The following is a 25,563-nucleotide window of genomic DNA, read 5'->3' as shown; positions in this document are numbered from 1 at the left end:
CCTTTTTACCGTAATGGATATAACAATTAATAAGGGTTTTGCCTGATAGATAGCATTTCATTAGCCCCAAAGCAAATGCCCTCAGAACTGATAATTTGCCTTGGCGCCCACTAACCAGTTGCGGGTTGGGGCAGGTTCATAAAATTGGCTACTCGTTTGATTAACAATTACAGACCCCACATAGGATCGATTCAAGATATTGTTAATCCTAAAAAACTGGGACAACGACCAACCCCCAGCGATTTCTTGTCGAAACATTGTTCTGAGATTCAGAACAGCATATCCAGTGGCCATGCTGGGACTATTGATGTCATTAACAGCCATCGAACCATTCACTCGTGCCTCAACAGCAGCTTCAATGGATTTATTCGGTTTCACCCACAATAACTCGGAGAATAATCCTTGATTTGGCACGCCCGGTATCCGATTGCCACTAAATATGTAAGCATTATTATTTAAATAAGCTTCCTTAACCGTTGCATTTAACAAGGTGTACGCCATATTTAGCTCAAATTGATGGGGCAAAATAAATTGGGCGCTTGCTTCTACACCCTGACGATTAGTTTTTGGGGCATTCGTGAAGGATGTTCGTCCCAAGCTTGAGGCACCAACCACAATATCGTTACTTGTATTTGCATTAAATAGAGCAAGGATAATTTGCGCTGATTTAGACAATTTAGACTTAAAACCAATCTCAACCTGTTTAGTCGTTGCGGCATTTAAACCAAAATTAGATCCTGTAAAGGATGAGTTATAGGTCACTTGATTTAAAGTTGGTGTATCAAAGCTTGAACCATACGATACATAAACGTTCGAAACTTCGGATAAGTAATATTGCAACGAAACCATACTCGTCAGGGCTTGATACGCATGAGACCCACTACTTGTATTGTTAAGACTGGGATTATTACTAATCGAGCTCAAATTTGTTTGCGAATTACGCGCTCCAAAATTTAAAGCGAGGCGCTCTAATAAACGCCAATCAATATGAGCATATTGATCAAAGTTTTTAGCGCTCATCCGATACGTTTGCCCTAGCGCTCCCTGAATACCACCATTATTTTGATAAGTTTGACGCTGATCATCATTTTCGTTGAAATCAACTCCCCCAACGAATGTCAATGGCATCCCAATCAATTGATCTTTATGAATCCACTTACTATCCATTCCATAAAAATCTCGCTTTAAATCAATAACTCCATTGTTGGTTGCAGCAAGAAATTGGGTCACATGACGCTGCCCATAATAAGGAGTAAATAGCAGCTGATTTTTTTGATCAATGCGAGTATCAATTGTGAATCCAGTTTGGGTTTGTAGAACTGTCTTGCGAGTATTTTGAGAAATCGCGTTGTTACCAGCCTGCTTGGGGTTTGCAGCCAACTGCACCGCTGTTAAACCTAAAGGGTCTTGGGCACTGAGGTTGACATTATTGGCAACGAAAGTGATCACGGAATCACTCACTGGTCTAAATTTAATCTTTGAATTGGCGTTAAATCGGTCGGCAGCACTATGAACGCGATAGCCATCGGTATGAAAATCGCCAACATCAAATAAGTAGTTTGTATTTTTATATAAGCCGCTTGCCTTAATACCAGCTTTACGCTGCGAATATGAACCTAGTTCAAAATAAGGTTGAATATTATTTTTGGGGCCGCCATCTTCTGAGAAAACACTAATAACACCGCCCGATGAATTTCCGTACAAAACTGAAAATGGACCTCGAATTACTTCGATACGCTCTGTGGATGGCAAATCAATGTGCGAAATTTGACCCTGTCCATCCGCAACAGTTCCGGGGATATTATCAACATACAATCTGATGCCTCGCGTACCAAATGTTGAATTTGCGCCAAAGCCACGAGATGAAATCTGTAAATCTTGCGCATAATTTTGGCGATTTAGAGCAAAAATGCCTGGTACACGATTTAAGGGCTCAGAGAGATTATTTTCTGCTTGTCCATTATGGATCTGACTGCTAGTGACGACATTAACTGAAGCAGCTGTATCCAATATTTTTTGCTCATAGCCACTGACGGAGATGACCACCTCATCCAATGGCGGAGCCTCGTACTCGGGCTCTTTGGCGTAAGCGAATTGAAAAGCAAGAAGACTTGTTAAAAGGATCGGTTGTTTGCGCAAATTAAAGCCATTTAAAGTTATTTTTACTAGCCTGCAATATTCTCAACCTCCGCCCCTTCTTGTGTATAGGTCAAATCGCTCTAAGATCACCTGAACTTGATCAATAGTTAAATTGAAAAAGCATAATTGAAGATCTAACTGGGGTATCCGTAACAAAGAAATCTGACGGTCATCCCTCGTAAATCCAGTCATCCGTACCTTTGCATGAGCTGATTGCAGCCATATCTTGCCATCAATTTCTAAAGAACAATCTCCATAATAGTCGCCAAGCGCATCTGGTAACCATCGTAATAGATCCTCAGTTGTACAACCCATCAAACGTTCAAACTGCATTATCCGCCCGCAACGGGTGGGCATAGTGCAAGGGCGTCATTTTCTTGAATGATCGTAGTAGCCCTCTGATCTGGGGCAACAAAGTGGCCATTTAGTAAAACCAAATGCACTAATTGATTTGGTAAATTTTGCATTTCAATCATTTGGGCAACCGTAATACCGTCTGGTACATCCAATTGCACTTCATTGCGCTTGGCGTGTTTTGGCAAATACGGAGTAAGGCTTGCAAAAAGCTTGAGGGTTACCTGCATCACGAAATTTTAAGCAATCCAAGCTGCTTGAGATTGCCCCTTGGCTAGATACGCAGCCATAATTTGGGTTGGATCCTCGAGCAATTTATCTTTCCATTCCCCAAGGGCAACGCGGGTCTGAATCAAACCACGGAGCGCTCCGATGTGATCTGTTAAACCTAAACTGGTCGCGCCGATTAAGCGATCGCGATCAAATTCCAGGCGAATATATTGATATTGATCCGGGTTGGTATGTTCAACGTACTGCCCTCCCTCAACACCAGCCCATTGACCAAACGAACTTGAAATAAGCCCTAGGGTATCGAGAACGTTGACTTGTAAAGCGCCTCGGGTTTGAGCATGACCGCCCGCCATATTGGTTGCTGCAATCATGGCTTGATCTGCAGCATTGGGCTGAATGGCATTAACGATAGGTTTGCCGGTGCAGAAATCAGTTGATTCGGTGACATCGCCAGCGGCATAGATATTAGGGTCCGAGGTTTGCATACAATCATCGACAGTAATTCCTGTATGAATACTTAGCTTTGAATCTTTTAAGAATTCAATATTTGGTTTTACACCTGTGGCCGATATCACAAGATCAACCTCGATACGCTCGCCATTGGACAGGCTCACTTGCAGACCAGAGCCTCCTTGCTGAATAGCCTCCACCTTCGTCTTCGTATAAACCGTGATTCCTTTTTGCTCAACCCATTGCTTAATGAGTCCACCCGCTTTTTCGGTCATCATGCGCGGCACCATCCGATCGCCCATCTCTACTACCGTAAGCTTGACGCCCTGGCTTGCAAGTGCCTCCAAAATGATGCAACCAATAAACCCTGCGCCCATCTGGAGCACCCGTGCGCCTGGCTTCGCAATCTTTTGAATCGCACGAGCATCCTCAAGCGTCCAACAGGGATGCACGCCAGGCAGATCAATTCCTGGAATATTCGGTCGAATCGGTTTAGATCCTGTAGCAATTAGCAATCGATCGTAAGAAATAATCTCACCCGAATCAAGGGTGACGCGTCTACTCCCAGGCTCCACCCGTGTTGCATGCGCTTTTTTTTGCTCAATCTTTAAATTGGAGAAATGATTAGCATCTTTTCGTAGGAATGTTCCTTCTTCAGAAATATTTCCAACTAACAAATAAGGTATGGCCATCCGTGAATACGGCGGGGAGTCCTCTGATCCAATCAGAACAATCGAATCATTTGGCTTGAGACGACGAATCTGCTCAGCAGCCAACACTCCCGCTGGGCCATTGCCCAGAATGACATGCTTCATCATTACTCAAAGACCTAAACGTTTGCGCGTTTCGGAATTTAGACGACCTTCGCTATCCCAGCCACGAACTTTGTAATACTCGGGGAGCATCTTATCGAGACCGCTAACGGTCCCCTTACCGGGTCCTGTTTTTGCAGGCTCGGTCATCAAACGCTTCGGTAAATTGTCATCTTTACTCGTAAAGCCAGCACGATTATTAAAGTCGCGCTCCATATTCCAAATTCGTTCGCCAATCGTATTTAAATTTTCGACCGTAAACTCTTCACCGCAGGCAGCTTGCACCTGAGGAGCCACGTCTGCGAGGGTCCAAGCAAAACTCGTGAAAATGCAAATACCAGCTGAGTCAAAAGCGGCGGTAGCATCCTGAAATGCCTTCACCAGCTCGGGCTTGCCATTCGTTTCAGTAGGCTCTGTTTTGACTGGAATACCTAAGACCTCCGACGCAATGGTGTAGCCACGAAGATGGCATGCGCCTCGATTCGATGTTGCATAGGCCAAACCAATGCCCTGAACAACTCGGCCATCATAGGCGGGAAACTCTTGACCCTTCACGCTCATCGATAAATCGGGCTGACCATATTTTTTGGTTAACTTTGCTGAACCAAGTCCAATCTCTTTTCCAAAGCCCTCGCCTTTTGCAGTGATCTCAGCAAAATAGCAAAGCGCTTTCGCTGAACCAAATGGGGCTTCAATGCCTAATTGTTCTTTCTTAAGCACTCCCATTTCGTACATTTCCATTACAGCGCCAATCGTTGCGCCAAAACTGATTGGATCCATGCCCTCTTCATTACAAACCATATTGGCAAATTGCAAAGCCTCAAGGTCATTCACTCCATTGGCAGCGCCAAGAGCCCATGCAGCTTCATACTCTAAGCCTCCCGAGGCATTGATGTATTGAGGGCGGTTCTGAATTGAAAAATGAGTCTCGTCAATTTTTGAAATTCGTCCACAAGCAATCGTGCAACCAAAACAGGCTTGGTTTGTTACTAGATGAGGCTTACCATCGGTTTCACGCGGGGTGGCCATGGCTTCTGCCGAAATATCTTTAGCACCCTCAAACTGAACATCTTTGTGATTGCGCGTTGGCAAAGCGCCAACTTCATTAATCACATTCATGAGCACTTGTGTGCCATAGGTCGGCAATCCTTGTCCAGTCACAGCATGCCCAGCTAAAACAGCCTTTGCAGCTGCTGTCGCTTTCATAAAGCCTTTGGGGTCTTTCAAATTACCAACCCCCTTGGTTCCCCGAACAGCAATCGCCTTCAGATTTTTACTTCCCATCACTGCGCCCACTCCAGAGCGGCCTGCGGCTCGATGCAAATCATTGACGACCGATGCAAATAAAACCTGATTCTCACCAGCCTTACCAATGCATGAAACACGAATTTGTGGATCTTGGTGTTTAGCTTTAATACTTGGCTCTGTTTCCCAAACCGATTGACCCCAAAGGGAACTGGCGTCTAATAATTGCGCATTGTCATCTTGAATAAATAAATAAACAGGTTTGGGCGATTTACCTTCAAAAATAATCATGTCCCAACCTGCCATTTTGAGTTCGGCTCCCCAATATCCTCCCGAATTCGAGCACGCAATCGCCCCAGTTAATGGGCCTTTGGTTACAACGGTGTAGCGCCCGCCGGTCGATGCCATTGTTCCCGTTAACGGTCCGGTAGCCCAGATGATTTTGTTATCAGGCGATAAGGGATCCACCTTGGGGTCAATTTCTTCGACAAGGTATTTCGAAGCGAGACCACGGGAACCTAAGTACTCCTTAGCCCATGCCGTATTAAGAGGCTCAGACTGGCAAGTACCCTTAGTTAAATTAACACGAAGAATTTTTCCTGACCAAGACATAATGATCTCCTCTTAAGCAGCGGGTTGGTTGCCAAGCTTGTCTGCCCAAGCTCTCATTCGATCCAAGCCGGTCCAATCAGCATCAACGTAGGTAATGGCGCCGGTTGGACACGAAGTGGCACAAGCGGGATCGCCTCCACACAAATCGCATTTCTGGACTTTGCCAGAATCCTGGACATAATTAATTGTTCCAAAAGGACATGAGATCGTACAAACTTTGCAACCTACGCACACATCTTCAATCACTACTTTTGCGCCAGTATTTGCATCAATCCGAATTGCATCAACCGGGCATGCTTTTAAACACCAGGCTTCATCGCATTGCGTGCAGGTATAGGGAACCTTTTTCCCTGTGGTATGAAAATCAAAAACCTTGATCCGAGATTTGGCGGTATTAAATACGCCGTAATTTTCGTAACTACAAGCCATTTCACATTGCAAACAGCCAGTGCATTTATCCGCATTAATGAGTAGTGATTTCTGCATGAGAGTGTCCCCATCGTGTAAATGATAATTTTGCTTATATTGGTCAATATTAAGGACAAGCGATGCCAAGAACAAGTAACTTTATCTTGAGTCAGTAAAAACCCTTAATTTTGTTAACTTTTGAGATGCGCTATCGCATTCGCACAAACAAAAGCTGATGACCAAGCCCATTGAAAATTATGCCCTCCAAGGTGGCCAGTAACATCCACACACTCGCCAATGAAGTAGAGATTCTGATGATTTTTAGCCATCATGGTCTTCCCATCTAAGGCCTTTGTATCAATTCCGCCTAACATTACCTCCGCTTTTTTCCAACCCAAGGTTCCTGCAGGCTTCATTTGTGCTTTGGTTAAATGAGTACGCAAGACCTCTCGATCTTTCTTAGACACTTCTGCCCAATTGCGTTTAGTGAGCTTGAGTTGCTCAGTTAATAATTGTGCAACGCGTTGCGGCAGCGCTTCTGCGAGGATCGTATCTACATTTTTTTTGTCAGCCTCTGAAAACAGCGCATCAAAATCAGCCTTACCCAACCAATTGATATGAATGGCTTCGCCTTCTTGCCAATAACTACTGGCTTGCAAAATAGCAGGGCCAGAGAGACCTTTATGAGTAATCAATAAATCCTCGTCAAAACGGTAGGTTCCGTAACTTTGATTACGTTGTCCTGCCTGAACGCTCGCCTCTATGCTGATTCCAGCCAAGCTGGTGAATGCTGAAAACTCATTGGAAGTAAACGAAAGCGGTACCAGTGCTGGCCGTACCGATGTGGTTGGGATTTCAAACTGCTTGGCAATTTGTAACCCAAAATCACTCGCGCCAATCGCTGGTACCGGTAAGCCACCGGTTGCAATGGTTAGATGAGTCGCTTTTTTAATTCCATCTGTCGTTTCTAAAGACCAATGCGATTGCGTTTGGCTGATATGGGTAACCGATACTGGATGATGAATCGTGACATCGCCCTTCTGACACTCAGTCAGTAGCATCTTAATAATATCCTTTGCGGAGTTGTCACAAAATAGTTGACCGCGATGTTTCTCATGAAACGGAATGCGGTACTCGCGCACTAAATTGATGAAATCTTTTGATGAATACCGTGCTAGCGGACTCTTTACAAAATGGGGATTGAGGGATAAAAAATGTTCAGGGGCCGAATGAAGATTAGTGAAATTACATCGCCCTCCACCACTAATGCGGATCTTCTCACCTAAAACTGGCGCGTGATCGAGTACTAAAACCTTTTTACCAAGTTGCCCTGCAATTCCTGCACAAAAAAGTCCGGCAGCACCACCACCGATAATGATGGCATCCCAAATCAAATGGCGCTTTCTCGACCCAGAATTTGGTGATCGCCTCGATTCAGCGCGTTGCGCACATAATCAATACTACTTCTTAAGGTATAGAAATCACTTGAAGCGCGCTTAGGCACTTTCAGCGCGAGGGCGCGTCTTTCCATTCCAGCTAACGTTTCTAAATACTCCGGCAACTTCTTGGGATCGTAGCTCACTAAGAGATCATTCTCAAAAAACTTTAGCTCCCCATAAATACGATTGAGTTTTGATTGCACCCGTCTTAGTCGATAACTAGGTAATGACAAGATGATTGGATACGCAATCGCAAAAAATGGTAATAATGTAAAGAACATCCGATGCACAAATTCAGCCACCCAAAATGGTAAAAAGTCCATTAAGACTGGCAAGCCACGTTGATGAAACTGTTGCGCAATCGGGCTTTCTGGAAACTCCGAGTTCATAAATGCAGGGAACTCACCGCGCTTAGTAAAAAAGGATTCCTTGCCATTGATTTCTTGGGCTGCCATGAGAAACAGAAACTGAATCGCCGGGTGCATCCGATCGTCAATCAGTAAGTTAGTGACGGTAGAAAGCATTTTGGTGTCATTGGGTGGGAAATTACGCGCAATATTAAAGCCACCCATAGGTACCTCGAGCTCCTCAAGATAATGGATGTTCTTGGTATATGCTGCAGCCCGATTAAAGCTCAATAAATTAACCGTTGGATCGTTTAATAGAGCCTGGACATTTTTAGCGCGTAAGCCATCAACCATCAAGACAATATCAACTTCACCGTTTTTTAACGCGGTCACGGCTTCATCATTTTTGATTGGTAATAGTTTTGGCAGTCGATCGACCTCACTAACTCGCAAAATATTCATGGCTTGCACATGGGTGCCGCTGCCCTCGGGTCCTATTGCGACGCGTGCTTTAGCGAATTTATCAAGATCCAATAAGCCGTTTTTTAAAAATGATCCTTTATAGAAAACCCAAATCGGCTCATAGTCGACACTTCCGAGAGACTCAACACCGGGAACTTGTTTAGCATGCAAGGAGCCGCCCTGAACAAAAGCAGCTTGGATAGGATCTTTGCGGTCAGCAAGACGAGTAATGTTTTCTTGCGAACCCTGGGTGCGGACCAATTCAATGGTCACACCTCTTTTTGCAAAGAAGTCTACATACTTAGACGCTAACTGCTCATACGAACCGCCTTCGATACCAGATGCCATCATGATGTGCCGCGGTGGGGGCGGATTCCAATAGGCAAGCAGACCAATCAGAATAACAAGCAAAAGGAGTAGCAGAGGCCAGGTTTCTTTAATAAAACTAATGGCATCTCGGTACTGATCCTGAGCGGTTTCAAGAACTGCAACAGCGGTATCTTTGAAGTCTTCCTTGAAACTGCCCATAATTAATGCGTTACTTCTTTTTGACGGTATTCATCCCTAAGAGCGGATACGCTGGGCAGAAACGAAAGATGCCAGTTGCTAATGGCACAAGCCCGATCCATCCCCATGCTCCAATCACTCCGCTTAAAGATAAAAGAATTAATAAACTTCCTGCGGTAATTCGCAGGACTCGATCCGTATGGCCGACATTACATTGCATCATAAACCTCCTTTTTAATCAATTAGTTATTTACAGTAATTTTGATAGAGCAAGTTCATCACCGACATCGCCACAGGGTTGGCGCCAGAGTAATAAATTTGCTTCCCCTCGCGACGGGTTTTAACCAGCTTTTTCTTCCGCAAAACAGTTAATTGCTGTGAGAGGGTTGGTTGATGAATATCCAAAGAATCTTCTAACTCACCCACGCACTTTTCGCCTTGACTAATTTCACACAACAACATCATTCGGTCTCGATTTCCTAAAACCTTCATTAAATCAACCGCTTTATCAGCCGACTGGCGCATTTTCTTTAAATTGATATTGATAGCCATCGATTTACCAATTAGAGGACGTTAAAAGGGATTTTGAGATAGGTCTTACCATTTGCTTCAGCAGGTGGTGGGTGACCGGCACGAATATTGACCTGAATCGAGGGCAAGATCAAAACTGGCATCTCCAAGGTCTGATCACGCTGATTACGCATCTCTACAAATTGAGGTTCAGTGACCCCCTCATGAAGATGAATGTTTTTCCACTTCTCCTCGCCCACCGTAGTTTCATAGGCGATCGGGCGATCGGTGGGCGGGTAATCATGGCACATAAATAATCGCGTGTCATCTGGGTAAGACAAAATCTTTTGCACCGACTGATAGAGTGTTTTGGCATTGCCGCCCGGAAAATCACAACGCGCAGTCCCAACATCCGGCATAAAGATCGTATCGCCAACAAAGATCGCATCACCAATCGCATAGGCCATGCATGCAGGCGTGTGGCCAGGAACAAATAAGGGATGGATGGTTAAGTTACCCGCATATATATCCTGGCCCTCTTCGATCAAGTAATCAAATTGCGAGCCATTGGTTGGAAACTCACTCTCAAGATTAAAAATTCCTTTAAATACTTTTTGCACGTCCTGAATATGCGAACCAATGGCGATCTTGCCACCAAGATGCTTTTGAAGATACGGCGCAGCACTGAGGTGATCGGCATGGGCATGGGTCTCCAAAATCCAATCCACCGTGAGCCCCTGTTCTTTGACGAAGGCAATGACCTCATCGGCAGACTTCGTCTTAGTACGGCCAGATTTTGGGTCATAGTTAAGCACTGAATCAATCACCACGCATGGCGTATGCGGTTTTTCATAAACCACGTAGGTAAAAGTCCAAGTTCCCTGATCAAAAAAGGCTTTGACGATTGGCTTTTGCATGCTTTACTCCTTATCCAAGGTGAATTACAATATATTTAATTATATAATATATTTTGATTTAATTAAAGGCAAGTCGTTGATACTATCTTGATGGATTTAATTAGTTACTTTCAACCCCATGTCATCCCTGCAGGGCTTGGTGTGTTCGTTGGCCTCATCATGGCGCTAACGGGCGCCGGCGGTGGGATCTTGTCGGTTCCTTTGCTGGTCTTTATTCTCCACCTACCCATGGTTGAGGCAAGTCCTATTGGACTAATGGCGGTAACCATATCATCGGCACTCGGCGCCATCTTGGCATTGCGAACTGGATTGTTAAGGTATCGTGCTGCCACTCTACTGGCCTTTGCGGGCTTGCTATTGTCACCCGTGGGGCTTTGGCTGGCGCACCAAATTCCGAATCAACCCTTGATGCTGATTTTTGCGATTGTTCTCCTCTACGTAGCGGGACGTATTTTTGTAGAAGCCTATCAACAATCAAAGGGGATTCTTAAAGAGCCAAAAGCAGTACCCTGCTCTCTCGATTTATCGATTGGTCGCTTAATTTGGACCGTCCCTTGTGCGCGAGCACTGATTGGCTCTGGAGCATTGGCTGGATTTTTATCCGGGCTTTTAGGTGTTGGGGGTGGCTTTGTGATTGTTCCCGCACTCAAACGAATCAGTGATCTGCCAATGCAATCGATCGTTGCCACCTCCTTGGGTGTTCTGTCTCTTATTTCATTGGGGGGCGTCGCAGGCTCTGGGCTTGCCGGAACCATGAACTGGCTAGTTGCGATCCCATTTGCTTTTGGTGCGATTACCGGGATGATGGCTGGTCGCCTGATTGCTCCGAAGATCAGCAGTCAGTGGACTCAACTCATCTTTGCTGGGTTCTCAGGGCTCGTTGCGATTGGTTTGATAATGAAAGCGCTTTAGGTCAAACAAAATCCGCCCTTTAATAACTCGGCTGGCAAGGTCATACCACGATAAAACCCATAAACAGCGGTTACTATCAATAAGAGTGCGGCAAGGTATCGTACCCAAGCCTTCTGTCCGAACTGCATCAAGGCACCACTGACCTTGGTCAATATCAATAGGCTAGGCAAAGTACCTAATCCCATTGCCAGCATCAGTAATGCGCCCACGATTGGATCGCCCGACAAGAATGCGAGAGCCAGCACTCCATAAACTAAACTGCACGGTACCAAGCCCCAAAGCATTCCCGTGATCCAACGCGCTAGCCCAGTTCGAGATTTTGCAAAGTGTTTTGCCCACCATTGCGATAAGGCCTGTGCAATTGTTTGACCAAAAAGATGGGTAATTCTCTTACCGCTTGGATTGATCAACCGATAGGCTTGATAGAAGAGAATCCCCGCTGTAATTCCAAATAATGCTCGCTGAATTGGAATCACCTCCTGCCTCCAAAAAGCAATCCCCAGCCAGGCAGCTCCCGCCCCCAAAGTCATGTAACTGGCAATCCTCGCCAAATGAACCACCATTTGATCCCAAACAACCTTCGACCGATTGGGGTAAACCTTAATTTTTGCTACCGATTGATCAATCGAGGCTGCAATTCCGCCACACATCAAAGCACAATGCCAACTGCTAGCCATTGTGGCTAGAAGAATTCCAATAAATAATGTGCTACTGAGCATGGGGCGTGAAATAGAAGTTTTTTGGACACTCGACTAAAATATGCATCATCATGAATATTTCTTCCAGTAAAGAAATTCTGAACAAATGCTCCACCTGCGTTTTGGGGCAATTTTGCTTGCCACTCGGTCTTTCTGCCAATGAAGTGACCCAAGTGGACACTCTCGTCAAAGATCGAGTCCATCTCCACAAGGGTGATACCTTATACCGACATGGTGAACCACTCAACGCCATATACAGCGTTCGTTTTGGTACCCTAAAAACAGAGCATTCATTACCGGATGGTCGCGCACAAATCATTGGCTTTCATATGCCTGGTGAGATTTTGGGTTTGGACGGTATTGGCGAGCACCAATACCAAGCCAATGCAATTGCGCTCGAAGAAAGTGAGGTTTGCATCATTCGCTTCTCCGAATTTGAAACCCTTGCATCACAAATACCCAGCTTGCAACATCAATTTCACCGTATTTTAAGTCGCGAATTAACTCAAGATCAACGTCATTTACTGTCATTGGGAACTCTCAGAGCCGAAGAACGACTTGCTGGATTTTTAATTAATCTCTCCCAGCGGTATGCTGCGCGTGGATACGAATTTACTGAATTCGATTTAAAGATGAGTCGCGAGGACATTGGTAGTTACCTAGGGATTCAAATGGAAACAGTGAGTCGGATGTTGTCACGTTTTACCGAGTCTGGCTTATTGCAGATTAAGCAACGTCATGTCAAGCTAATCGACATTGAGGGACTCTACCAGCTCGCTGGAGTGACAAACGCGAATGATAAAACCAGCTGTTCATCGCCTGTGCGACTTAGTTAAGCAAGTCATCATCCGATGACTTTGAATCTAAAAAACAGTCGCGCACGATAAATAATGAGATCGCGCTTGAAATGGCGCAGATGGACCAAAAGGCAAAAAAACCAATTGAGTAGATCGCCTCATTGGATAACTGATGTGGCTGACCAAACAGCAACAAATCTTCAGGCTTAAATAAACTAAATACCAAGCCTTCTGCAATGATTGCTGCCAAAAAAGAAGGCCAAAGAATCCAAATGGCTGTCTTCAGTTTCACGGTTGCACCTGTTCAACCTTAAGGCCCCGCTTGATGCCATCGCGCACGGGTTCATCGGCATGTACGGTAAATGCCAAATAAATCGTGATCGCACAACCAATCGCTGCTAATGCTGGTCCCAGAATTAATAACCAGGGCCAAAGTTGTTTCCACCAATGTTTTGAACTTTGTGATTCTGCTTTCATAATGACTCTCCCTTTCATTATCGGGGCACAATAAAACTTGATTTTTCATCTCGCGAACGGATTTGCTCACCCTCCAGACCACGAAACTCGAATTGGATAGGATGTGATCCCGATATCACCTCATTGATCGCCACACTCACCTTCACAGGAATCAATAAATTACTGGCTGGCGCAATCACCACACTGTGAATAACCTTACCACCAGCATCAAGCACTGCAATATCTGGCAAACCAGTAGCTTTAACAGCCACCCGCATTGGCGACTCTGAAGAGTTCATGAGTTGAATTCGATAGACGTTCTCAATATAGCGACCGTCAACTTCTCGAGCCAGAGCTCCGCGATCGCGCATCACATCAACACGAAGTGGATTGCGTGTAAAGAGTGAGAATAAGAATACCGAGATCAATACAAAAATAATTGAGGAATAAATCAAGATGCGTGGACGAAATAAATGGCTGCGTGCCGATTGATTCGATTCACGATTTAGCATAGCGCGCTCGGTGGTATAACGCACCAAGCCCTTGGGATAACGCATCTTATCCATCACTTGATTACAAGCATCGATACAAGCACCGCAGCCAATGCACATGTATTGCAAACCATCACGAATATCAATCCCTGTGGGGCATACCTGAACACAGATACTGCAATCGACGCAATCACCCAAGCCCTTTTGAGCTTGATTTTCTGACTTGTTGCGACTACCACGCGGCTCACCGCGCATCTTGTCGTAGGTCACGACAAAGGTGTCTTTGTCGACCATCACACTTTGAAATCGTGCATAGGGGCACATATATTTACAAACCTGCTCGCGCATAAACCCTGCATTGCCCCATGTTGCAAAGCTATAGAAGAACAGCCAGAACGTTTGCCATGGACCCAAAGAAAAAGCCAAGATGTTGGCGCTTAGTTCTTTAATGGGCGTGAAATACCCAATAAAGGTAAAACCAGTCCACAGAGCGATTGCAATCCATAAGGCATGCTTAATGATCTTCAGTCGCCACTTTTTAAAACTCCAAGGCCACTCTTCTCCATCCAAGCGAATGCGAGCAAACCGATCACCCTCCACTTTACGCTCAATCCACATAAAGATTTCGGTGTAGACCGTTTGCGGACAAGCGTAGCCACAAAATAAACGGCCTGCGACAGCAGTAAACAGAAATAGACTAAGCGCCGATAAAATCAGGAGCAAAGTTAGATAGATCACATCCTGTGGCCACAATACCAACCCGAAGATATAAAACTTACGCTGTACCAAATCAAACAAAACGGCCTGACGATCATTCCAGCTAAGCCACGGTAGTCCGTAGTACAACAACTGGGTCAGCACCACAAACACCAAACGCCAGCTCGCAAACGGCCCACTAACTGAGCGCGGATAAATATGTTTACGAACTTCGTATAGGGACTGCTCCACGATCTCGATCACAGGCTTACTGTCGCCAGCAGTCTGTGTCGCTGAAGTTTGATTCATGGGATTACTTCTTTGTGCTCATCGGCTGATGCGATAAACCCCAAACATACGCCGTCAGAATCTGAATCTTTTCGGGAGTAAGAATTGCCTCATGGCCTGGCATGACCCCATTTCGACCCTTTTGCACAGTCTCAGTAATCGCTTTCTCTGAACTACCGTAGAGCCACACCCTGTCGGTTAAATTGGGCGCACCCAGAATGATATTGCCTTTACCATCGGGGCCGTGGCAAGCAGCACAGTTGGATTTGTAGACAGCCTCACCCTGAGCAACTCGCAGATCGTTGGCGGGCAAATTCGAGAGACTGCGGACATAGGCGACCACCTCACTAATTTGGGCAGAACTTAGATGTCTAAAAGCAGGCATAACACCTGCGCGGCCTTGCACAATCGATGTCCGAATTAACTCGGGTTCACCACCATACAAATAATCTTTGTCATGCAAGTTTGGAAAACCCTTGGAGCCCCCGGCATCTGAGCCATGGCATTGTGCGCAATAGTTTAAAAATAAGCGCTGCCCCATTTCGTTGGCTTTGGGATCGGCCGCAACTTGCTCAATACTCATTTGCATGTATTTGGCATAAACCGGTTGCAGATCTTTATTCGCGGTCTGCACGGATTGATCATGCTCTGCTTGAGTACTGTATCCCAAGATACCTTGATAGGCGCCCAAACCGGGATAAAGAACCAGATAAATAGCTCCAAAGATGCACGAGATAATGAACATCCACATCCACCAGCGTGGTAATGGATTATTCAGTTCACGTAGATCATCATCCCAGACATGACCCGTATCGGTTACGTTACCCGAAGAATCGGTTGGTACCTTAGTTTTACGTTGTGACATCAATAACCATAAACACCAAATAATGCCAACGATCGTAACGATCGCAATAAAAATACTCCAACCGGGACTAAAAAAATCACTCATGATTGATCCTTCTGAAACTCATCCGGAAGTGCAAATGGTAAATTTGCTGACTCCTCATTAGCAGCCTTGCGATGCTTCGACCAAGCCCACCAAATAATTCCTAAAAACACAAACAAGCCAAAAGTGCTCGATATTGCCGATAGATAAGCGGTAAATGCTTGCATGCTGATCTCCTTTATTGGCTGGCAGTTTTAGTAGTAGCGCGGCGATTAAGACCCAAGCCCTGCAAATAGGCGACTAAGGCATCCTCTTCCGTTTTCCCTTCAAGCTCTTTCGGGGCATTTGAAATTTCGTCATCGGTATATGGAACCCCCAGGCGCTTTAATGCACGCATGTGTTTTTGAATGCTCGAAACATTCGCTGGTGCATTTTGCAAGTATGGATAAGCTGGCATATTCGATTCTGGAACGACATCTCGAGGATTACGCAAATGGATACGCTGCCAATCATCGGAGTAGCGACCGCCCACACGAGCAAGGTCAGGTCCTGTTCGTTTGCTACCCCATAGGAATGGGTGATCAAAAACCGATTCGCCAGCGACAGAATATGGACCATAGCGTTCGGTCTCCGAACGCAAAGTACGAATTTGCTGGGAATGGCAGCCAACGCAACCTTCGCGCTGGTAAATGTCACGTCCAGCCAATTGCAATGCTGTGAACGGCTTGATGCCCGGGCTCGGCTCGGTGGTTGAGTGCTGGAAAAAGAGCGGCACAATTTGTACGAGGCCAGCCACGCTAACTACGAAAATGGTGGTAATGATGAGCCAACCGACGTTCTTTTCGAGGGTGGCGTGAGAGAAAAATTGATGTTGATCTGACATTTTTTTCTCCGGATTAATGAGCAACTTGAAGGTTTATTGGAATCCGTGCGTCCACAAAGCGTTCCCCATATAAAGTCTTGAAAACGTTGTACGCCATCAAGAACATGCCGCCCAAGTAACAAATACCACCTAAGAGTCGAATCACGTAGAAGGGATAACTAGCCTTAACCGATTCAACAAAGCTATAGGTCAATGTGCCATCAGCCTCAAAGGCTCTCCACATCAAGCCCTGCATCACACCTGCAATCCACATCGCAGCAATATAGAGAACCACGCCAATGGTAGCAATCCAGAAATGAAGCTCAATGAGGCGAGTGCTATACATCTCCTTCTTGCCAACTAAACGAGGAATCAGGTAGTACAAAGAACCGATTGTGATCATGGCAACCCAGCCCAAAGCGCCAGAATGAACGTGGCCGATGGTCCAATCGGTGTAGTGTGACAAGCCATTAACGGTCTTAATCGACATCATTGAACCCTCAAAAGTTGACATACCGTAGAACGACAGCGCCACTATTAAGAATTTGAGGATGGGGTCACTGCGTAATTTGTACCAAGCCCCAGATAAGGTCATGATGCCGTTGATCATGCCGCCCCACGAGGGTGCTAACAAAATTAATGAGAACACCATTCCTAGCGATTGGGTCCAATCAGGCAATGAGGTGTACTGCAAATGATGGGGGCCTGCCCACATATAGGTAAAGTTAAGAGCCCAGAAATGCACGATCGATAAACGATAGGAATAAATTGGGCGATCGGCCTGCTTAGGAATGAAGTAATACATCATGCCCAAGAAGCTAGTGGTCAAGAAAAATCCTACGGCATTATGACCATACCACCATTGAATCATGGCATCTTGTGCACCAGAGTATGCCGAGTAGGACTTCCATAAACTTGCTGGCATCTCAATATTGTTCACAATATGCAAAATGGCAATGGTCAGAATATAGGCGCCAAAGAACCAATTTGATACATAAATATGCTTGGTCTTGCGCTTCATGATGGTGCCAAAAAACACAATCGCATAAGCAACCCAAACAATCGTAATCAGAATATCGATGGGCCACTCCAATTCGGCATACTCTTTTGAGGTGGTAATCCCAAGTGGCAAGGTAATCGCAGCTGCCACAATCACGAGCTGCCAACCCCAAAAGGTAAATGCAGCTAATTTGTCGCTAAATAGTCGGACCTGACAGGTACGCTGGACAATGTAATACGAGGTTGCAAATAAAGCACTACCACCAAAAGCAAAGATTACTGCGTTGGTATGCAGGGGTCTTAAGCGACCGTAGCTTAACCAAGGTATGTTCATTGTGATCTCTGGCCAAATCAGCTGAGCTGCCAGAACCACCCCGACTAACATGCCAACAATGCCCCACAACACCGTAACGATGGCAAATTGACTAACGACCTTGTAATTAAAGTTCGTGTCTTGCGACCCTCTGATGGCTAACGCCATACAACCTCCCTAAGCAAAATGACTGGGCTAAAAGCTTTGGGAAATTATCGAGTTAGCGCAATGTTGGTATTTTGATGTAGATCAAATATTAGGGGGGTCTTTGCGCTGAGGGCCATCATCATCAAGCAAGATTGACTCGCCGGGGCCCTGGAGGTCGTCGAACTGACCACCCTGAATCGACCAATACAACAAATAGGCAAGGCCCGCGACCAGCAAAAGCGATAAGGGAATTAGTAAATACAAGCTTTCCATGTAATTAGTCTAATCTAGACCTTACGTAAACGCCATGCATTAAGCGTTACTAAAAGCGATGAGGATGCCATTCCAATACCAGCCACCCAAGGATTAATCCACGCCATCATTGCTACCGGAATAACTGTGACGTTATATAAGAAAGCCCATAGAAGATTTTGCCGAATAATTTTTTGGGTACGATGCGCTAAGGAAAATGCCTTCACCAAGGTCTCAAAATTAGAGCTAATCAATACAGCGTCTGCACCAGCAGCTGCCAATGGAGCGCCGCTTCCCATTGCGATTGACACATCGGCTTTTGCTAGGAACGGCGCATCATTAACCCCATCACCAATCGCACACACTTTGGCGCCATCAGCTTGCAGTTGACGAATAAACTCGTATTTTTCTTCAGGGCTAGCACCACCCTGGTAATGTGCAATTCCGTGATGGTGCGCCCAGGCCTCAACGGTTGCAGGCGTATCACCCGACAATAGATGAACCGCAATCCCATGGGCATGTGCATATTGCAATAAAGCCGCAACTCCCTCTCTAGAGCGATCTAAGAAGCTGAATTGAGCGATGAGTCCTTGATCATCCCCTAAGTAAACATGACTATAGAGCGCATCAAATGGGGTGGGTAACGCTTGCACACCCACCCAGTCGGCCTTACCAAGTCGGTAGTTACCATTGGATAACCCTTTACCCAAGTAATTGGCACTTCGCTCTAAAAAATGATGAGGCATTAAGCCACGCTCTCGGAGTGCAAGACCAAATGCCAAGCCCAAAGGATGGTTCTGTCCCTCTTCCATGCCAACCGCCAGCGCTAACACCTCACCTTCAGTCATGCCATTACGCAATACGGTGATGGTTTGTATACGAGGTTCACCGATCGTTAGCGTTCCGGTTTTATCCATGACCAAGGTGTTTGCTTTACTCAAACCTTCAAGGGCGCGACCATGAATCACAAATAAACCAATCTTCGTAAGTGCGCCCTGGGCAGCTGCTAATGCAGTAGGAATTGCTAATGACAATGCACAAGGACAACTTGCCACCAATACACCAAGCATCACAGGCCAAGCCCTACTTGGATCCACCAGTAACCAAGTTGCGCTACTGATGATCGCTGCGATGATTAGAAGAATCACAAATCGACCGGCCCAGATTTCGGCCAATCCCAACAGGGGTGGCTTCGCTTGGAGAGCACGATCTAACAAGATTGCAATGCCAGCCAAGCGGGTAGTCTGGCCCACCGCCGTAATCTCCATCGCAATACTATTTTGAATGTTATGCGTACCCGCAAACAAGTGATCACCACGAGACTTTTGTATCGGCCTTGACTCGCCAGTCAATAACGCTTCACTCACGCTGGTATATGAATCGATTAGTACGCCATCCGCCGGAATAATCTCACCAGGCCCCACGCGAACTCGATCGCCGACGAGACAACGCACCACCGGTATGCGCTCAACCGAAGTACTCTTGGGATAATCCAGGTAGCGTTCACAGCTAGCGGGAAGCTGTTTGGCCAAGGCCTCTGAACCACTTTGAGCATCCTGCCTAGCAATCAATTCGATGTAACGCGCCCCAAGAGTAAATGCCACAAACATTGTGATCGAATCAAAATAACTCGGACCATCCCCCACTACTAAATTGACGGTGCCTACTGTAAAGGCCATCCCCAGTGCTAAGGCTATTGGCACATCCATCCCCAAGGATCGCGTTTGCGCAAAAAAGCGCACACTGCGCCATGCTGAGCTAAAAATTGGGGCTGCGGAGTAGAGAACAATAGGAACAGTTAATAGCCAACTTGTCCAGTTCAGTAAGAGATTATTTTCTGGAGACAGATCAACAGAGTCGGTATAAATCGGCCAGGCATACATCATGACTTGCATCATGCCTAAGAGCGCAACCCCCAAACGAAACAATAAATTTCTGCGCTCGCGCTTACTGCGTAGAGCCAACTCCGAGGGCTCATAAGGCCAGGCTAGATATCCAATGCGCTGCACCTCATACAATATTTTGGGTAAGGTAATTTTCTGAGGATCAAAGCGCACAATGGCTTTTAACGTGACGTAATTAATTTGGACATCATCAATTCCAAAGACGCGCTGCAAATGATGATCGCAAAGCCAAACACATGCTGCACAACGGATTTTTTCGAGGGACAAGATCGATTCAGCAAAGCCGGAATCCAGAATCTTCACAAAGCGAGCCTGCAGAGTCGGATCGTTATAGACCTCAAGCGTTTCGGGCAACTCATCACCCGCAAGTAAATAGTCAGGTCGTTCGCCAGCAGGGATCTGGCGATGATAAAAACTTTCAAGCCCTTCCCCATAGATGGTTTGAGCGACCGCCATGCAGCCAGCACAGCAAAATGGATGCTGGATACCTCCCAAATCTGCATGCAAGGCGCTTTTAGCCTCAGTATCACTGCCGCAGTGGTAGCACGGTATCGATGAAGTTGTCATACGAGCCTACAAAAACAAAGGGCTGCCAAGGCAGCCCTTTTATCGAGTTCATGGCAAATTATTTCACCAAGAGAACAGGTTGCTTGGCTGATGACGCAACCCGTTGAGCAACTGATCCAATCAAGAGATCGAGCATACCGCCACGACCCTTAGCGCCCATCACAATCATGTCAAACTTTTCTTTTGTGGCAGTTTGTAGAATTTCTTGAGCAACATGACCGCGCTTGATAATCATATTGTGCTTAACGCCTGCGGTATCAAGGGCTTTCTGGGCAGGTTTTAACTCTTTTTCACTGATTTCACGAAGATAGTCATCCACTACGCTTTTACTGACAAATTGCTTAACGTGATTAAGGCCAAAATCATCATGAACACTAATTAGAGTGACAGAACACTTACTACGCATATTTGCAACCAGTTGAGCAACATACTTAGCGGCACTCAATGAAGTCTTTGAGCCATCAATTGCTAGTAGTATTTTCATATGCTCTCTTTCGCTATTTGATTTAATAAGTCCAGTGTATTGTTTTGGTTAACTATCTTTTTGATCTATATCAAATACAACCGGTTTTTATACGTATTCAATTCCAGCGCAGGCTGTTTGATCATTGATCAATCAAGCTTACGTTGATCCCCAGGGACCCCAATGGGGTCCGGGCGGAGACTCTTGATTCCATTTGACAGGGTACCTTGCGGTGCCGATACCAAGTCGTGACCAAACAAATGTGGTGGCAGCCAATACGATGACGCCCAGCAGAACATGAGTCCAAATATCCATAAACCCAGCATGCGCATGAATCATGATCAAGGGGTTGGCTCCTGCGGGCGGATGCACTGTCTTCGTTAGCAATAACACCGCGATCGTAATCAGTACCGATACGACCAGCACCCAAGTTGAATCGCCAAAGACTTGATAACAGATCACTCCAATGAGGGCAGATAGTAGATGTCCACCAAATAGAGCTCTAGGCTGAGTTGGCGGCAGGGTTGTTAGACCAAATAGGAACAAGGTGGAACCACCTAATGATGCGAGTAATAAGGTGGAATCCTGTGGACGAACCACATGCAAGGCCAAAAACAACGCCACACTTGCCCCACCCAAAACCCAGAGGATCCGCAAAATGGTTTGTTTCATGTGCTCAGTTTACGCCATAGTTTGTAGGGTCTTTATTGAGGTATATAGTGATACCTCACAAGGACTTATTTGCAAACCTTTTTTAATCACCTCTCCGTATCACTGTTACGCTTTGTCCTAATTCTTCCATATGCATGGATTATTCAACTGGGTCGTGGTTTAGGATGGATCGTCGCCCATATACCAAGCGATCGTCAGCGCGTGGTCTTAATTAACTTACGTCTTTGTTTTCCAAAACTATCTGCTAAAGAAATTGAAGTGTTGGCTTTGCAACATTGGCAGTTATTTGGGCGCAGTATTTTGGAACGCAGTCGGATTTGGCTTGGCACGCCCGCTCAGATCAATGAAATGATTCAGATTAATTCTGAAATTGAATTAGGGGATCGAAAGCCCCGTATTTTGGTCAACCCCCATTTTGTAGGCATTGAAGGTGGTATAGCTTTGTGTGCCCTAGCCGAGAAAATGGATTGGCCGCGCGGAGTGACGCTCTATCAAAAGATGAAAAATCCATTTTTTGATCAAAAGATCATCGAGTGGCGCGGTCGCTTTGGTGGACGATCCATTCCAAGGCAAGGGCATCTCATCGAAACGGTTCGAGAAATTAAAAATGGCAATTTTGTTTTCATCGCACCTGATATCGATCTTGGTATCAAAGACTCGGTATTTGTTCCATTCTTTGGAGTTCAAACCAATACGATTACCGCGATTTCACGTTTAGCCAAACTCAGCGGTGCCGAAGTTTGCATTATGCAAACCACTCTAAATCCTGATTGCTCCGGATACATTTGCCATATCGGTAAAGCACTTGAGTCATTTCCAAGTGATGATGAAGAAGCTGATACCGCTCGTCTCAATCAATGCTTTGAAAATGCAATTCGTCTGCGTCCCGCTGAATACTATTGGGTTCATAAACGCTTTAAAAATCGCCCTACTGGAGAAGTTCGGATTTATTAGTGTAAAAATAGCGTCTCAAGGAGATATCGTGATGAGACAGTTTATTAACGCTAACCAAATGAAGATGGCTTATCAAATTGACGGCCCAGAAAATGGTCCAACGATTTTTTTAAGCAATAGTCTGATGTCAAGCATCGAAATGTGGGATCGCACCCTGCCTGCGCTTACTGACCGTTATCGAGTGATCCGTTACGACACTCGCGGTCATGGGCAAAGTGAAGTGACCCCGGGTCCCTACAGCATCGCTCTTTTAGCGGAAGACTTAATTTCCCTGATGCGCGCTCTGGGAATTAAGAAGGCGCATTTTGCAGGCCTCTCCATGGGGGGCATGATTTGCCAATACATTGGCGCTAACTATCCAGAGAGTGTTCTATCGCTAAGTCTCTGTGATACCGCGAGCGAGATGCCTCCGCGCAGCATGTGGGAAGAGCGTTTTGCCATTGCGAGATCACAAGGGATTGCTGGCCTCGTGGATGGAACCATCAAACGTTGGTTCTTAAACGACTTTATTGAACGCGAACCAGATCAGATTGAACGAGTAAGAAAAATGATTCTGGCGACACCCGTGGAAGGCTATTTGGGCTGCGCCAGTGCGGTTCGGGATATGGCGCAATCGACGATGCTCTTAAAAATAAAAGCCCCAACATTAATTTTATTGGGCATGCAAGATCCGGCTTGTACCTATGAGCAATCTACCGTGCTGCATCGATTAATTGCTCAGTCCTCGTTAGTCACTATTGATCAAGCTGCGCACCTATCAAACATTGAGAAACCCGCTGAATTTAATAATGCCTTACGGGGATTTTTAGATTCTGTGGCATAGTACTCAAGCAGTCATAATAAAAAGGAGACATCATGCAAATTCGTATTAAAAAATACCTCATTGCTGCCACTGCGCTTGCATTTACTGGGACATTGAGTCTGCCAATTCAAGCACAAAGCGCCGCAGCCAACTACCCCAATAAAACCGTCAAAATGGTTGTGCCCCTCACGCCTGGATCGGGCGCTGACATTGCTGGTCGCATTGTTGCCAAAAGTCTTGCAGAAACTTGGAAGCAGCCCGTCATTATTGAAAACCGTCCCGGTGCTGGTGGCTTGCTTGGTACAGGTGTGGTGGTGAACTCTGAACCCGATGGTTACACCCTTTTGGTTCAATCGGCATCCTATGCCGCCAATCCTGCGATTTATAAAAAACTGCCCTATGACCTTAAGAGTCTGACCGATGTCAATATTTTGGGCAGTAGCCCCTATGCGCTGATTGTGTCTGCTGAGAGTCCTTACAAAACCCTCAAAGATTTAATCAATGCCGCCAAAGCGAAACCAGGTGATATTCCATTTGCGAGCGCTGGGGTCGGTAGTTCAACCCATTTAGCCGCCGAGTATTTCAATCAAACCGCTGGCATTAAGATGCTGCACGTCCCCTTCAAAGGATCTCCTGAGGCGATTCAAGAAACCATTGCTGGTCGTACCGCCTACTACATGGCTCCTTTACAAACTGCCATTTCACAGATCCAGGGTGGCAAAGTTCGTGCCTTAGGCGTTACAAGCGCGAGCCGTGCCGAGGCGGCCCCTACTATTCCAACTATTGCCGAACAAGGATTTTCGGGTTTTGATATTGGTTTATGGGTTGGCGTCTGGGCTCCATCGGCCACACCACAAGCGATCTTGCAAAAGCTCAATACCGATATCAATCGTGCCCTAGGGGACTCTGAAGTGAAATCGGCATATGCCAAAGCAGGCATCACCATTAAACCAATGAATCTTGCCGAAACTGAAAAGTTTGTTCGTAGTGAAATCAGCAAGTACACCAAGATTGCCAAAGACGCTGGGATTGAACCCCAATAACGCACCCCTTTGCCAAGCTCCAGACCAGGCCCTCAAAAAGCCTGGTCTCGTTCTTTGTAAGAATGCAACCGATTGCCATGCGCACATCTGTGGGCCTCAGTCGCTGTATCCCTACATAGCAAATCGGATCTATACCCCACCAGATGCCTTGCTTCCCCACTATGAGGCACTACTCGATGCTCTTGGGGTTCAACGCTCGGTATTGGTCCAGCCCAGTATTTATGGAACGGATAATCGCGCACTGCTTGCAGCGATACAAAAAAATCCATCGCGCTTTCGGGGAGTCGCAGTGGTGGATTGGGATATTAGCGATACAGCATTAGAAGATCTTCATCTTGCGGGAATTCGTGGGGTGCGCTGCAATATTGTGGATCTTGCTGAGGCTAAAGGTGTTCTACCAATTAGCCAATTGTCCGCATTGGCAAATAAGATTGCACCCTTTGGCTGGCATTTAGAATTTCTCATGCACGTTAATGAGTTCCCGGATCTCGCACAACTCTTATCGAATTTCCCGGTCCCAGTCGTTCTAGGACATCTTGGGTATTTAAAAACAAATCTCGGTGTCAAAGATCGTGGATTTCAAAACTTGTTGTCGCTGATGCGTGAGGAGCGTGCTTGGGTCAAACTAACAGGCCCCTACCGAATCACATCGGAAGCAAGAGTCCCCTATGCCGATACCAATCCATTTGCGCATGCCTTAATCGCAGCCAATCCAAGGCAAGTGGTGTGGGGTACAGATTGGCCTCATGTGATGGTCAAGGGGGTAATGCCAAATGATGCGGATCTTGTCGATTTACTTCAAGAGTGGGTACCAGACCCAACGTTACGCAGGCAGGTTCTTAGTGAGAACCCAGAGCGTTTGTATCAATTTGAAGGCGATGCCTAAAAAAACAGCCCGCAGTGCGGGCTGAATTTTAATATCGATGGA

28 protein-coding genes are annotated in these 25,563 nt (G+C 46.0%); 6 read left to right on the top strand and 22 right to left on the bottom strand.

Annotated elements, in window-relative coordinates; genetic code table 11:
- Window positions 1-81 precede the first annotated feature (81 nt).
- The 10 genes from QUE65_RS03685 to QUE65_RS03640 form a co-directional block, all read right to left on the bottom strand.
- Window positions 82-2,139 carry a TonB-dependent receptor family protein gene (locus QUE65_RS03685; protein WP_286281980.1) on the bottom strand — a complete coding sequence of 686 codons (2,058 nt, stop codon included), beginning with the start codon at window positions 2,137-2,139 and terminating at the stop codon, window positions 82-84.
- A 332-nt stretch (window positions 2,140-2,471) separates the two neighbouring features.
- Window positions 2,472-2,723, bottom strand: coding sequence for a sulfur carrier protein ThiS (gene thiS, locus QUE65_RS03680; RefSeq protein WP_286281978.1), 252 nt, complete (start codon window positions 2,721-2,723; stop codon window positions 2,472-2,474).
- Between the two features lie 9 nt (window positions 2,724-2,732).
- A complete protein-coding gene (locus QUE65_RS03675; protein WP_286282425.1) occupies window positions 2,733-3,989 on the bottom strand; it encodes an NAD(P)/FAD-dependent oxidoreductase in 1,257 nt (418 codons plus the stop codon).
- Window positions 3,990-3,995: 6 nt separating this feature from the next.
- Entirely contained in the window at window positions 3,996-5,843 is a 1,848-nt protein-coding gene (locus QUE65_RS03670; protein ID WP_286281976.1) for an aldehyde ferredoxin oxidoreductase family protein, read from the bottom strand.
- A gap of 12 nt (window positions 5,844-5,855) precedes the next feature.
- Window positions 5,856-6,329 (bottom strand): 4Fe-4S dicluster domain-containing protein, encoded by a 474-nt coding sequence (locus QUE65_RS03665; RefSeq protein ID WP_215371992.1) that lies wholly within the window; start codon window positions 6,327-6,329, stop codon window positions 5,856-5,858.
- Window positions 6,330-6,442: 113 nt separating this feature from the next.
- Window positions 6,443-7,645, bottom strand: a complete 1,203-nt coding sequence (locus QUE65_RS03660) for a BaiN/RdsA family NAD(P)/FAD-dependent oxidoreductase (protein ID WP_286281974.1) — start codon at window positions 7,643-7,645, stop codon at window positions 6,443-6,445.
- Window positions 7,642-9,027 carry a TAXI family TRAP transporter solute-binding subunit gene (locus tag QUE65_RS03655; RefSeq protein WP_286281971.1) on the bottom strand — a complete coding sequence of 462 codons (1,386 nt, stop codon included), beginning with the start codon at window positions 9,025-9,027 and terminating at the stop codon, window positions 7,642-7,644. Before QUE65_RS03655 ends, QUE65_RS03660 begins: the two co-directional genes overlap by 4 nt.
- A 10-nt stretch (window positions 9,028-9,037) precedes the next feature.
- The gene (locus QUE65_RS03650) at window positions 9,038-9,229 is read right to left on the bottom strand and encodes a YgaP family membrane protein (RefSeq protein ID WP_458574769.1); all 192 of its coding nucleotides are present in this window, start codon (window positions 9,227-9,229) and stop codon (window positions 9,038-9,040) included.
- Between the two features lie 23 nt (window positions 9,230-9,252).
- Window positions 9,253-9,558: an ArsR/SmtB family transcription factor gene (locus tag QUE65_RS03645; protein ID WP_251371919.1), complete on the bottom strand. Its 306-nt coding sequence runs from the start codon at window positions 9,556-9,558 to the stop codon at window positions 9,253-9,255.
- 11 nt (window positions 9,559-9,569) lie between these two features.
- Window positions 9,570-10,433 carry an MBL fold metallo-hydrolase gene (locus QUE65_RS03640; RefSeq protein WP_286281967.1) on the bottom strand — a complete coding sequence of 288 codons (864 nt, stop codon included), beginning with the start codon at window positions 10,431-10,433 and terminating at the stop codon, window positions 9,570-9,572.
- Between the two features lie 90 nt (window positions 10,434-10,523).
- Here QUE65_RS03640 and QUE65_RS03635 point away from each other — a divergent pair, with 90 nt between their 5' ends.
- Window positions 10,524-11,345 (top strand): sulfite exporter TauE/SafE family protein, encoded by an 822-nt coding sequence (locus QUE65_RS03635; protein ID WP_286281966.1) that lies wholly within the window; start codon window positions 10,524-10,526, stop codon window positions 11,343-11,345.
- Here the strand turns inward: QUE65_RS03635 and QUE65_RS03630 are convergent.
- Complete coding sequence (locus QUE65_RS03630; RefSeq protein ID WP_286281964.1) at window positions 11,342-12,064, bottom strand: sulfite exporter TauE/SafE family protein; 723 nt, start codon at window positions 12,062-12,064, stop codon at window positions 11,342-11,344. The genes QUE65_RS03635 and QUE65_RS03630 overlap by 4 nt on opposite strands.
- 50 nt (window positions 12,065-12,114) lie before the next feature.
- On the opposite strand from QUE65_RS03630, the gene QUE65_RS03625 reads away from it, so the two are divergent.
- Window positions 12,115-12,879 (top strand): cyclic nucleotide-binding domain-containing protein, encoded by a 765-nt coding sequence (locus QUE65_RS03625; RefSeq protein ID WP_286281962.1) that lies wholly within the window; start codon window positions 12,115-12,117, stop codon window positions 12,877-12,879.
- Here the strand turns inward: QUE65_RS03625 and QUE65_RS03620 are convergent.
- The 11 genes from QUE65_RS03620 to QUE65_RS03570 form a co-directional block, all read right to left on the bottom strand.
- The gene (locus tag QUE65_RS03620; protein WP_215371978.1) at window positions 12,872-13,132 is read right to left on the bottom strand and encodes a hypothetical protein; all 261 of its coding nucleotides are present in this window, start codon (window positions 13,130-13,132) and stop codon (window positions 12,872-12,874) included. The two genes, QUE65_RS03625 and QUE65_RS03620, sit on opposite strands and share 8 nt — an antisense overlap.
- On the bottom strand, window positions 13,129-13,317 hold the full coding sequence (locus QUE65_RS03615) for a hypothetical protein (RefSeq protein ID WP_286281960.1): 189 nt from the start codon (window positions 13,315-13,317) through the stop codon (window positions 13,129-13,131). Before QUE65_RS03615 ends, QUE65_RS03620 begins: the two co-directional genes overlap by 4 nt.
- Before the next feature lie 17 nt (window positions 13,318-13,334).
- Complete coding sequence (ccoG, locus tag QUE65_RS03610) at window positions 13,335-14,792, bottom strand: cytochrome c oxidase accessory protein CcoG (protein WP_286281959.1); 1,458 nt, start codon at window positions 14,790-14,792, stop codon at window positions 13,335-13,337.
- Between the two features lie 4 nt (window positions 14,793-14,796).
- Window positions 14,797-15,720: a cytochrome-c oxidase, cbb3-type subunit III gene (ccoP, locus tag QUE65_RS03605; RefSeq protein WP_286281958.1), complete on the bottom strand. Its 924-nt coding sequence runs from the start codon at window positions 15,718-15,720 to the stop codon at window positions 14,797-14,799.
- Entirely contained in the window at window positions 15,717-15,884 is a 168-nt protein-coding gene (locus QUE65_RS03600; RefSeq protein ID WP_108508153.1) for a cbb3-type cytochrome oxidase subunit 3, read from the bottom strand. Before QUE65_RS03600 ends, ccoP begins: the two co-directional genes overlap by 4 nt.
- Window positions 15,885-15,895: 11 nt before the next feature.
- Window positions 15,896-16,540: a cytochrome-c oxidase, cbb3-type subunit II gene (gene ccoO / locus QUE65_RS03595; protein WP_286281957.1), complete on the bottom strand. Its 645-nt coding sequence runs from the start codon at window positions 16,538-16,540 to the stop codon at window positions 15,896-15,898.
- A 13-nt stretch (window positions 16,541-16,553) separates the two neighbouring features.
- Window positions 16,554-17,999 carry a cytochrome-c oxidase, cbb3-type subunit I gene (ccoN, locus tag QUE65_RS03590; RefSeq protein WP_286281956.1) on the bottom strand — a complete coding sequence of 482 codons (1,446 nt, stop codon included), beginning with the start codon at window positions 17,997-17,999 and terminating at the stop codon, window positions 16,554-16,556.
- A gap of 81 nt (window positions 18,000-18,080) precedes the next feature.
- Window positions 18,081-18,251, bottom strand: coding sequence for a cbb3-type cytochrome oxidase assembly protein CcoS (gene ccoS / locus QUE65_RS03585; RefSeq protein WP_215371966.1), 171 nt, complete (start codon window positions 18,249-18,251; stop codon window positions 18,081-18,083).
- Window positions 18,252-18,265: 14 nt separating this feature from the next.
- Window positions 18,266-20,701, bottom strand: coding sequence for a heavy metal translocating P-type ATPase (locus QUE65_RS03580; RefSeq protein ID WP_286281955.1), 2,436 nt, complete (start codon window positions 20,699-20,701; stop codon window positions 18,266-18,268).
- A gap of 58 nt (window positions 20,702-20,759) precedes the next feature.
- Complete coding sequence (locus QUE65_RS03575) at window positions 20,760-21,185, bottom strand: universal stress protein (RefSeq protein WP_286281953.1); 426 nt, start codon at window positions 21,183-21,185, stop codon at window positions 20,760-20,762.
- 138 nt (window positions 21,186-21,323) lie between these two features.
- A complete protein-coding gene (locus QUE65_RS03570) occupies window positions 21,324-21,836 on the bottom strand; it encodes an HPP family protein (protein WP_215371961.1) in 513 nt (170 codons plus the stop codon).
- A 69-nt stretch (window positions 21,837-21,905) separates the two neighbouring features.
- Between QUE65_RS03570 and QUE65_RS03565 the strand changes: the two genes are divergently transcribed.
- From QUE65_RS03565 to QUE65_RS03550, 4 genes are read left to right on the top strand one after another with little or no spacing between them, the layout of a single operon-like run.
- Window positions 21,906-22,790, top strand: coding sequence for an LpxL/LpxP family acyltransferase (locus tag QUE65_RS03565; RefSeq protein WP_286281951.1), 885 nt, complete (start codon window positions 21,906-21,908; stop codon window positions 22,788-22,790).
- Window positions 22,791-22,821: 31 nt separating this feature from the next.
- Entirely contained in the window at window positions 22,822-23,613 is a 792-nt protein-coding gene (gene pcaD / locus QUE65_RS03560; RefSeq protein ID WP_286281949.1) for a 3-oxoadipate enol-lactonase, read from the top strand.
- Window positions 23,614-23,645: 32 nt separating this feature from the next.
- A complete protein-coding gene (locus tag QUE65_RS03555) occupies window positions 23,646-24,635 on the top strand; it encodes a Bug family tripartite tricarboxylate transporter substrate binding protein (RefSeq protein WP_286281947.1) in 990 nt (329 codons plus the stop codon).
- Window positions 24,622-25,521 carry an amidohydrolase family protein gene (locus QUE65_RS03550; RefSeq protein WP_286281946.1) on the top strand — a complete coding sequence of 300 codons (900 nt, stop codon included), beginning with the start codon at window positions 24,622-24,624 and terminating at the stop codon, window positions 25,519-25,521. Before QUE65_RS03555 ends, QUE65_RS03550 begins: the two co-directional genes overlap by 14 nt.
- Window positions 25,522-25,563 lie beyond the last annotated feature (42 nt).

Origin of the sequence: Polynucleobacter sp. HIN8, assembly GCF_030297615.1 — a bacterium.
In the GTDB taxonomy this organism is placed as follows: domain Bacteria; phylum Pseudomonadota; class Gammaproteobacteria; order Burkholderiales; family Burkholderiaceae; genus Polynucleobacter.
The sequence above is the reverse complement of the archived record's forward strand: the minus strand, read 5'-3'. Positions and strand labels throughout refer to the sequence as shown.

What these genes read in the sequence shown, in the direction of transcription:
- ccoO (WP_286281957.1), bottom strand. Translation starts at nt 16,540, where the DNA reads ATGTCAGATCAACATCAATTTTTCTCTCACGCCACCCTCGAAAAGAAC.
- ccoN (WP_286281956.1), bottom strand. Translation starts at nt 17,999, where the DNA reads ATGGCGTTAGCCATCAGAGGGTCGCAAGACACGAACTTTAATTACAAG.
- QUE65_RS03635 (WP_286281966.1), top strand. Translation starts at nt 10,524, where the DNA reads ATGGATTTAATTAGTTACTTTCAACCCCATGTCATCCCTGCAGGGCTT.
- QUE65_RS03645 (WP_251371919.1), bottom strand. Translation starts at nt 9,558, where the DNA reads ATGGCTATCAATATCAATTTAAAGAAAATGCGCCAGTCGGCTGATAAA.
- QUE65_RS03640 (WP_286281967.1), bottom strand. Translation starts at nt 10,433, where the DNA reads ATGCAAAAGCCAATCGTCAAAGCCTTTTTTGATCAGGGAACTTGGACT.
- QUE65_RS03615 (WP_286281960.1), bottom strand. Translation starts at nt 13,317, where the DNA reads ATGAAAGCAGAATCACAAAGTTCAAAACATTGGTGGAAACAACTTTGG.
- QUE65_RS03670 (WP_286281976.1), bottom strand. Translation starts at nt 5,843, where the DNA reads ATGTCTTGGTCAGGAAAAATTCTTCGTGTTAATTTAACTAAGGGTACT.
- QUE65_RS03655 (WP_286281971.1), bottom strand. Translation starts at nt 9,027, where the DNA reads ATGGGCAGTTTCAAGGAAGACTTCAAAGATACCGCTGTTGCAGTTCTT.
- pcaD (WP_286281949.1), top strand. Translation starts at nt 22,822, where the DNA reads ATGAGACAGTTTATTAACGCTAACCAAATGAAGATGGCTTATCAAATT.
- ccoS (WP_215371966.1), bottom strand. Translation starts at nt 18,251, where the DNA reads ATGGAAAGCTTGTATTTACTAATTCCCTTATCGCTTTTGCTGGTCGCG.
- ccoG (WP_286281959.1), bottom strand. Translation starts at nt 14,792, where the DNA reads ATGAATCAAACTTCAGCGACACAGACTGCTGGCGACAGTAAGCCTGTG.
- QUE65_RS03650 (WP_458574769.1), bottom strand. Translation starts at nt 9,229, where the DNA reads ATGATGCAATGTAATGTCGGCCATACGGATCGAGTCCTGCGAATTACC.
- QUE65_RS03625 (WP_286281962.1), top strand. Translation starts at nt 12,115, where the DNA reads ATGAATATTTCTTCCAGTAAAGAAATTCTGAACAAATGCTCCACCTGC.
- ccoP (WP_286281958.1), bottom strand. Translation starts at nt 15,720, where the DNA reads ATGAGTGATTTTTTTAGTCCCGGTTGGAGTATTTTTATTGCGATCGTT.
- QUE65_RS03575 (WP_286281953.1), bottom strand. Translation starts at nt 21,185, where the DNA reads ATGAAAATACTACTAGCAATTGATGGCTCAAAGACTTCATTGAGTGCC.
- QUE65_RS03570 (WP_215371961.1), bottom strand. Translation starts at nt 21,836, where the DNA reads ATGAAACAAACCATTTTGCGGATCCTCTGGGTTTTGGGTGGGGCAAGT.
- QUE65_RS03555 (WP_286281947.1), top strand. Translation starts at nt 23,646, where the DNA reads ATGCAAATTCGTATTAAAAAATACCTCATTGCTGCCACTGCGCTTGCA.
- QUE65_RS03675 (WP_286282425.1), bottom strand. Translation starts at nt 3,989, where the DNA reads ATGAAGCATGTCATTCTGGGCAATGGCCCAGCGGGAGTGTTGGCTGCT.
- thiS (WP_286281978.1), bottom strand. Translation starts at nt 2,723, where the DNA reads ATGCAGGTAACCCTCAAGCTTTTTGCAAGCCTTACTCCGTATTTGCCA.
- QUE65_RS03665 (WP_215371992.1), bottom strand. Translation starts at nt 6,329, where the DNA reads ATGCAGAAATCACTACTCATTAATGCGGATAAATGCACTGGCTGTTTG.
- QUE65_RS03630 (WP_286281964.1), bottom strand. Translation starts at nt 12,064, where the DNA reads ATGCTCAGTAGCACATTATTTATTGGAATTCTTCTAGCCACAATGGCT.
- QUE65_RS03580 (WP_286281955.1), bottom strand. Translation starts at nt 20,701, where the DNA reads ATGACAACTTCATCGATACCGTGCTACCACTGCGGCAGTGATACTGAG.
- QUE65_RS03600 (WP_108508153.1), bottom strand. Translation starts at nt 15,884, where the DNA reads ATGCAAGCATTTACCGCTTATCTATCGGCAATATCGAGCACTTTTGGC.